The sequence below is a fragment of the Kitasatospora sp. NPDC057512 genome (genome assembly GCF_042802135.1).
GTDB lineage: Bacteria > Actinomycetota > Actinomycetes > Streptomycetales > Streptomycetaceae > Kitasatospora.
This window is the reverse complement of sequence record NZ_JBHVET010000435.1, coordinates 1-7,257: the sequence shown is the minus strand read 5'-3', so window position 1 is coordinate 7,257 and position 7,257 is coordinate 1. Positions and strand designations below refer to the sequence as shown.

The 7,257-nt window shown below is 75.4% G+C and carries 9 protein-coding genes; 7 read left to right on the top strand and 2 right to left on the bottom strand.

Annotation, left to right across the window (positions count from 1 at the left end):
• Positions 1-159: 159 nt before the first annotated feature.
• Genes ACFU6K_RS25335 through ACFU6K_RS25320 form a run of 4 tightly spaced genes read left to right on the top strand, consistent with a single transcriptional unit; the run spans position 160 to position 2,752 of the window.
• Positions 160-939, top strand: a complete 780-nt coding sequence (locus tag ACFU6K_RS25335) for a DUF2071 domain-containing protein (RefSeq protein ID WP_380666664.1) — start codon at positions 160-162, stop codon at positions 937-939.
• Entirely contained in the window at positions 936-1,724 is a 789-nt protein-coding gene (locus ACFU6K_RS25330) for a class I SAM-dependent methyltransferase (RefSeq protein WP_380666662.1), read from the top strand. Before ACFU6K_RS25335 ends, ACFU6K_RS25330 begins: the two co-directional genes overlap by 4 nt.
• Entirely contained in the window at positions 1,721-2,197 is a 477-nt protein-coding gene (locus ACFU6K_RS25325) for a hypothetical protein (RefSeq protein WP_380666660.1), read from the top strand. Before ACFU6K_RS25330 ends, ACFU6K_RS25325 begins: the two co-directional genes overlap by 4 nt.
• 48 nt (positions 2,198-2,245) lie before the next feature.
• Entirely contained in the window at positions 2,246-2,752 is a 507-nt protein-coding gene (locus tag ACFU6K_RS25320; RefSeq protein WP_380666658.1) for a hypothetical protein, read from the top strand.
• Between the two features lie 156 nt (positions 2,753-2,908).
• Here the strand turns inward: ACFU6K_RS25320 and ACFU6K_RS25315 are convergent, their stop codons facing one another.
• A complete protein-coding gene (locus ACFU6K_RS25315; protein WP_380666656.1) occupies positions 2,909-3,673 on the bottom strand; it encodes an alpha/beta hydrolase in 765 nt (254 codons plus the stop codon).
• Between the two features lie 201 nt (positions 3,674-3,874).
• Between ACFU6K_RS25315 and ACFU6K_RS25310 the strand changes: the two genes are divergently transcribed.
• Entirely contained in the window at positions 3,875-4,681 is an 807-nt protein-coding gene (locus ACFU6K_RS25310) for a hypothetical protein (RefSeq protein WP_380666654.1), read from the top strand.
• Between the two features lie 39 nt (positions 4,682-4,720).
• Here the strand turns inward: ACFU6K_RS25310 and ACFU6K_RS25305 are convergent, their stop codons facing one another.
• Positions 4,721-5,074: a DUF6401 family natural product biosynthesis protein gene (locus ACFU6K_RS25305; protein WP_380666652.1), complete on the bottom strand. Its 354-nt coding sequence runs from the start codon at positions 5,072-5,074 to the stop codon at positions 4,721-4,723.
• A 164-nt stretch (positions 5,075-5,238) separates the two neighbouring features.
• Between ACFU6K_RS25305 and ACFU6K_RS25300 the strand changes: the two genes are divergently transcribed.
• Together ACFU6K_RS25300 and ACFU6K_RS25295 are read left to right on the top strand one after the other, a co-directional pair.
• On the top strand, positions 5,239-6,165 hold the full coding sequence (locus ACFU6K_RS25300) for an LLM class F420-dependent oxidoreductase (protein WP_380666650.1): 927 nt from the start codon (positions 5,239-5,241) through the stop codon (positions 6,163-6,165).
• 135 nt (positions 6,166-6,300) lie between these two features.
• Positions 6,301-6,996, top strand: coding sequence for an AAA family ATPase (locus ACFU6K_RS25295; protein ID WP_380666648.1), 696 nt, complete (start codon positions 6,301-6,303; stop codon positions 6,994-6,996).
• The last annotated feature ends 261 nt before the right edge of the window (positions 6,997-7,257 follow it).

The window sequence follows — 7,257 nt, the reverse complement described above, 5'->3', positions numbered from 1 at the left end:
CGCACCCCGTCCACCCCTCCGGCCCCGAGTTGAACGCGTTCAAAGTCGTGCGCCATGATGAGGGCGCGCGAGAGCGCCCCGCCGCGGGCCCGCGGCGAAGGGCGGTCCCGTGCTGCCCCGCCACGCTCCGAACCCCCGTACCCGACCACGGAGTCGACCGTGCGACACCTGCTGCAACGCCACCCCTTCGCGATGCGCACCCGCTTCGCGCACTCGCTCGTCCTCACCTACGCCCTGCCGCCCCGTCTGCTCGCCCCGCTGGTGCCGCCCGGCCTCGCCCTCGACACCTACACCGACCCCGACGGCGCCGAGCACGGCTTCGTCGCCGCCGCCGTCGTGGACGCCCGGGCACTGCGCCCGGCCGCCCTGCCCGCCCGCCTCGGCCGGGACTTCATCCTGACCGGCTACCGGGTCTTCACCCGCTTCCCGACCCCCGGTGGCCGCACCATGCGCGGCCTGCGCATCCTGCGCTCCGACACCGACAGCCGGATGATGGCGCTCGGCGGCAACGCCTTCTCGCGCTACCACTACCGGCACGCCCGGATCGGCACCCGGGTGACCGACGGCACCCTGGAGTTCAAGGTGGTCAGCGGCGACGGCCGCGCCGACCTGCACGTGCGCGCCGACCTCGGCAGCGCCCCCGCCGACCTCCCGCCGGGCAGCCCGTTCGCGGACGCCCGGGCCGCGCGCCGCTTCGCCGGCCCGCTGCCCTACACCTTCGAGTACGAGCCGCAGACCCGGTCGATGATCGTGGTCAAGGCCACCCGCGCCCACTGGGAACCCGCCCCGGTGGCCGTCGAGGTGCCCCGGCTCACCTTCTTCGACCACGGCCCGCTGGCCGGCAGCCGGCCGGTGCTCGCCAACGCCTTCCACGTCGCCGGCCTCGACTACGGCTGGCACGCCGGGGAGCGCCGCACCCTCGCCGGAGCCGCCCGATGACCGCACCGGCAGCCCCCGCTCCCACCCCCGTCCCGGACGGCCCCCGCCCGTCCGGTGTGCGCGAGGTCGTCCGCTACAACTGGCCGATGTACGCCGCCGGCGCGCTCACCGTCGTCGCCGGCCGGGCGCTGGCCCGCCGGCTGCCCGGTCCCGCCGCCGTGCTCGCCCGGGCCGCCGCCGCCACCGCCGCCGGGTACCTCACCCTCGGCACCCTCGCCACCTGGTGCGTCTACGACCGCTCCGGGCTCCACCGCTACGACTGGCTGCCCGCCCTGCTGCCCGACGGTCCCGGCGACCACCTGGTGATCAGCACCGGCCTGGACGAGGCCGGCCGCCCGCTCGCCGCCCGCCACCCCGGGGCCCGCGGACGGCTCGCCGACCTGTACGACCCGGCACTGACCTCCAGCGGCTCGATCCGCCGCGCCCGCCGCCACGCCCCGCCCGCCCCCGGCGGCATTCCGGCCCGGCCGGACGCCCTGCCCGCCGCGACGGGCGCCCTGGACACCGTGTTCGCCGTCTTCGCCGCCCACGAACTGCGCCGGCCCGCCGACCGCACCGCCCTGTTCGCCGAGGCCGCCCGCACCCTGCGCCCCGGCGGCACCCTGCTGCTGGTCGAGCACCTGCGGGACGCCGCCAACACCGCCGTCTACGGCCCCGGCGCCTGGCACTTCCTGCCCCGGGCCACCTGGCTCCGGCACGCCGCCGAGGCGGGCCTGCACCCGGTCGCCGAACGCCGGATCGCCGGCCTGGTCACCGCCTTCGCCCTCCGGAAGCCCGCCCCATGACCGGGCCGACCGTACTGGCCGGACTGACCGTACTGGCCGGACCGGCCGATACGCCCGGACTCCTCACCCTCGAAGCCCAGTTGCGCCTGGTCGGCGCCGCCCTCGTGACCGCCGGCCTGGTCCACGCGGTCCTGCCCCGCGCCATCGGCTGGCCCGCCGACCTCTCCGGCACCACCCTGCTGACCCGTCAGGTCTCCTACGCCCACCTCTTCTTCATCGGCCTGGCCTGCGCCCTGCTCGGCCTGCTCCCGCTCTGCCTGGCCCCCGACCTGCTCGCCGGTGGCCGGCTCGGCACCGCCCTGCTGGCCGGCCAGACCCTCTTCTGGGGCCTGCGCTGGCTCTTCGAGTTCGCCTACTTCTCGCCCCGCCTGTGGCGCGGCGACCGCCTGCGCACGGTCGCGCACCTCGGCCTCTCCGTCCTGTGGACCTGGGTGACGGCGGTCTTCGCCGCCGCCCTCTGGCACACGGTCTAGGATCAGTCCCGACCCCGGCAGCCCACACAACCCCTCAAGGATCATGCGGTGACCGTTGTTTTCCCCCGTGCTCGCGCCGTGCGGTCGGCCCTGTCGGCCGGCGTCGTCCTGCTGGCGGCCACCTCCTGCTCCGGTTCGGCCGACGCCCCGCTGACCAGCGCCCAGGCCAAGCAGAAGACCGACACGTACTTCACCCAGATCTTCCTCGCCTTCCCGAAGCCGATCTCGCCGGTCGTCGACCGGGACGCGGAGGAGAAGTGCTTCAAGAAGGACGCCCCCTCGGAGCCGGACGGCCGGGTCAAGGCCGTGACGTCCCGCTTCCTGCGGGACATCCCGGCCGACCACCACGACACGATCTTCGACACCTTCCGCGGCCACCTCGTGGTGGCCGGGTTCAAGGTCACCGACAGCAGGCCCGGCGTGATCGTCCTCACCAACCCGGACAACGGCTTCAAGGCCTCCATCTCGGACGGCGACAACTGGCCCACCACGCTGGTCGTCGGCTTCGAGTCCCCCTGCGTCTGGCCCAACGGCACCAAGCCGCCCACCGGGTGAGCCGGCTGCACCGCCCCCGCGGCCCTCACGCCCCCAGGTAGCGCGGCACCGCCAGGACCAGCCGGTGGCCGTCCACGTCCACCGGCGGGTCCGGCTCGGCGAGGCTGTCGCCGATGTGCTTGTTCCCCGCCGCGTCGCCCGCGGGGACCTGCCGGCTCAGGGGTTGGCCGGGAGGGCCGGGGCGCGGCGGGGTTGGGGCGGGAGGGGGAGGGTGAGGGCTTCGCGGGAGGCGGGTGCGAGGGCGAGGGCGGAGGCGGTTTCGGCGGGGAAGGGGTGGAGGCCGAGGAGGGCGGTGGTGAGGCGGGTGGTCGCGCGGTGCCAGTCGGGGATGCGCTGGAGCATGGCGTGGCCGCTGCCGGTGACGGTGTAGCCGCAGACCCGGGCGCCCGCGGCGCGGCTTCGGGCGGCGAAGGCGCGGGTCTCGGCGGGCGGGGTGACGGTGTCGCGGTCGCCGTGCAGCAGGAGGACGTCCCGCCCGGCGAGTTGGTCGCACGGGTCCTCGGGCGGGCACCACGGCGCGAGGGCGACCAGGCCGGTGACGGCGGGGTGCCCGCCGGCCTGGAGGGCGGCGCGCCCGCCCATCGAGTGGCCGACCAGGACGGTCGGCACCGGCCCGAGCAGCGCGGTGAGTTCGTCGAGCGCGGCGGTCGCGTCCCGTGCGGCGTCGGCCCGTTCGCCGTTCCAGCCGCGGTGGCGGTAGCGGACGGTGCCGACGGCCACCCCGTCCCGCGCGGTCGCCCTGGTGAGTCCGCGCAGGAAGCCGTGCATCCGCAGCAGCGGGAGGTTGAGGCGCCCGGGCCGGGCGAGGTTGTGCTCCTCGCCGCCGTGCAGGACCAGGACGGCGGCCCGGGCCGCTTCCGGTCGGACCCGCCAGTGCAGCGCCCGGTGGTCCACCGCGTGCTCCGCCGCCGTACCGCCCACTTGCCGCACCGTCCCGTCCGTCCCGCCCCGTGGCCCGTCCCCCCGGACCGCCACTGTACGCGTGCGGACGGCCGGAGCATTCACCCGAGGGGACCATCCCGGACACCGGGCGCGCGCGGCCGGAGCGGGCGCCTGCTATCCACGAAGGGTGGGGGGCCGAAGCGCCCGCTCGTGGCGCCGTGTCACCGAGTGGAGGACTCCGTGGCTCAGCAGCTCGCACTGTCCGTCGATTTCGGATCGGGCTTCACCGAGGCCTGGTCGAAGATCGCCAAGGTCATTCCGCAGTTCATCGCCTTCCTGGCGATCCTGGTCGTCGGCTGGTTCGTGGCCAAGGCGATCGCCAAGATCCTCGACCGGGTGCTGCGCAGGGTCGGCTCGGAACGGGTCGCGGAGCGGTCCGGAGTGGCCGCCCACCTGCAGGGTTCCAAGTACGACATGACCGGCATCATCTGCAAGGTCGTGTACTACATCGTCCTGCTGATGGCCCTGCAGCTGGCGTTCGGCGTCTTCGGTTCGAACCCGATCAGCACGATGATCCACAGCATCGTCGCCTGGCTGCCGCGCGGCATCGTCGCCGTGGTGATCGTGGTGGTCGCGATGGCCATCGCCAACGCGGTGCGCGACATCGTGGGCAACGCGCTCTCCGGCGCCTCGTACGGCCGGACGGTCTCGACCCTGGTCTGGGCGTTCATCGTCGGCCTCGGCGTGATCGCCGCGCTGGGCCAGGCCGGGATCGCGACCTCGATCACCGGGCCGGTCCTGATCGCCGCGCTCGCCACCATCGCCGGTGTGCTGGTGGTCGGCGTCGGCGGCGGCCTGATCATCCCGATGCGCCAGCGCTGGGAGCGGTGGCTGGACGGCGCCGAGCGGGAGACCGCCCGGCTGCGCGGCACCGCCTACCAGGCCGGCCGCTCCGACGCGCTGTCCAACCAGCCGGTCCGGCCGACCACCCAGACCGGTCCGGGCACCCCGCCCGCGCCGGGCATCGAGGGCGACCAGAACCGGTAGTCCGCCGCAACCGGGTGGTCCGGGAGGGCCTGCCGGGGCTCAGACCTCCAGCAGGCCCTGCTCGCGGACCAGCCAGCAGATCGCGGTGAGCCGGATCACGGCGTAGTCGTGGCCGACCGGCTCCCGCCAGCCGATCTCGGCGAGCGCGTCCAGGAAACCCAGCGCGTAGTCCGACAACTCCTCACGGTCCAGGGGCCGGGGCGCCAGCTCCGGCCCCTGCGCGTACAGCAGCTCCCGCAGCATCGCCGCGTGCTGGTCGACCGCCGCGACGAAACCGGGCTCGAAGGCGAACTCGGCCAGCCGGGGCGTGAAGGCCGTCACGATGCCGGGCAGCGGACAGCCGGCCGGCTCGTCGGGGGAGCGCCGGAAGGACTCGTCGGGGGTCGCGAACATCCGTCCACGGTAGGCGACCCGCCGAGCGGGAACGGGCGCCCGTGACGGTTCCGTACTGAGACCTTGGCCACCCCTGCCGCCCCTCCCGACCGGATCGGAAACGGTCCGTGGCGCGGCGGACGCGCTGTGCCGATCACCGGGTGGTCCGTACCAGAATGGCCGGCATGGATCTCCGCGTCTTCACCGAACCCCAGCAGGGTGCGAGCTACGACACCCTCCTCAAGGTCGCCCGCACCGCCGAGGAGCTCGGGGCCTTCAGCGCCTTCTTCCGCTCCGACCACTACCTGAAGATGGGCGACGTCGACGGCCTGCCCGGGCCCACCGACGCCTGGATCACCCTGGCCGGCCTCGCCCGCGACACCAGCACCATCCGCCTGGGCACCCTGATGACCGCCGCCACCTTCCGGCTGCCGGGCGTCACCGCGATCCAGGTCGCCCAGGTGGACGCGATGAGCGGCGGCCGGGTCGAGTTCGGCCTCGGCGCCGGCTGGTACGAGGCCGAGCACACCGCGTACGGCATCCCCTTCCCGAAGGAGAAGTTCGGGCGGCTGGAGGAGCAGCTGGCGATCATCACCGGGCTGTGGAACACCAAGCTCGGCGACACCTTCGACTTCGCCGGCGAGTACTACACGCTGACCGACTCGCCGGCCCTGCCCAAGCCCGCCCAGGAGCACGTCCCGGTGCTGGTCGGCGGCCTCGGCCCCAAGCGCACCCCGGCCCTGGCCGCCCGCTTCGCCGACGAGTTCAACCTGCCGTTCGCCTCGGTGGACGACACCGCCGCCCAGTTCGGCCGGGTCCGCGCCGCCGTCGAGGCGGCCGGGCGCTCCGCCGACGACCTGGTCTACTCCAACGCCATGGTGGCCTGCGTCGGCCGCGACGACGCCGAGGTCGCCCGCCGGGCCGCCGCGATCGGCCGCGAGGTCGACGAGCTGAAGGAGAACGGCCTGGCCGGCACCCCGGACGAGGTGGTCGAGAAGCTCGGCCGGTACGCGGCGGTCGGCAGCGAGCGGAGCTACCTCCAGATCCTCGACCTGGACGACCTCGACCACCTGGAGCTGATCGCCTCCCGGGTCGCCCCGCAGCTGGGCTGAAACCAGCCGCCGGGCCTCGACGCCACAGCGCTCCGGGCCCGGCCTCGGTCGTCCGTACCCGCTCCGACCTCCGCCCTTTACTCGCTCTTGGGAATGAGCGATGCTCCTTGGAGGGGAACGGCGGGGGGAGACCGGGTGCGTGGGACGAGAACGGTGCGGACGGCGGCGGCGCCGAGGGTGCCGCCGCCGCGCACCGCCGGGGAACGGGTCGTCCTGCCCGCGCCGTCCGAGCCGTCCGAGCCGTCCGCGCCGCACGACCCGAGCGCCCGGCACGAGCTGCGCGGGCCCGGGCCGGCCGTCCTGCGCTACCCGGCCGGTGACCTCCTGGTCGTCACCGGCCTGCCCGGCAGCGGCAAGAGCACCCTGATGCGCCGCTGCGTCCGGGCCCCGCTGATCGACTCCCAGCTGGTCCGCGAGGAGTACGCGGCCCGGCTGCCCGGCCGCCTGCCGTACGCGCTCTACCGCCCGCTGGCCCGGCTCGTCCACTACCTGCGGCTTCGCCGGGCCGTGCTGGCCGGCGGGCCGCTCGCGGTGCACGACTGCGGCACCCAGCCCTGGGTGCGCGCCTGGCTGGTGCGGGCCGCCGCCCGGCAGGGCCGCCGGGTGCACCTGCTGCTGCTCGACGCCGACCCGGCCGAGGCGCTGGACGGGCAGCGGCGGCGTCGGCGGGGCGTCTCGCGCTACGCCTTCGCCCGGCACCAGGCCGCCGTCGCCCGGCTGCGCCGCCGGATCCTGGAGGCCGGACGGCTGCCGGCCGGCTGTGCGTCGGCCGTGGTACTCGACCGGGCCGCCGCGCGCGCCCTGCGGGGGATCGACTTCACGGCGTCGTAGTCTCGGCGGGTCCGCGCCGGGCGCCGGCGGGTCCGGCCGGAGCAGGCTCCGGGCGCGGCCGACCCCCCCGTCAACTCCCCTGTCAGGAGCGCTGATGCGCCGTACTGCCCGGGTGCGCTCGCGTGCCCCACGCCTGTTCCCCTGCGCCGCCGCGCTGGTCGCCGTGGCCGGTCTGAGCCAGTTCGCCGCACCGGCCGCGCCCCGCGCCGCCGTCGCTCCGGCGGCGGAGCGGTGCGCGGACGACGGCGTCGGTGCGGCCGG

Bases quoted from the DNA above. Each gene is read 5' to 3' on its own strand.
- ACFU6K_RS25330 (WP_380666662.1), top strand. From the start codon at position 936: ATGACCGCACCGGCAGCCCCCGCTCCCACCCCCGTCCCGGACGGCCCC.
- ACFU6K_RS25325 (WP_380666660.1), top strand. From the start codon at position 1,721: ATGACCGGGCCGACCGTACTGGCCGGACTGACCGTACTGGCCGGACCG.
- ACFU6K_RS25305 (WP_380666652.1), bottom strand. From the start codon at position 5,074: ATGTTCGCGACCCCCGACGAGTCCTTCCGGCGCTCCCCCGACGAGCCG.
- ACFU6K_RS25300 (WP_380666650.1), top strand. From the start codon at position 5,239: ATGGATCTCCGCGTCTTCACCGAACCCCAGCAGGGTGCGAGCTACGAC.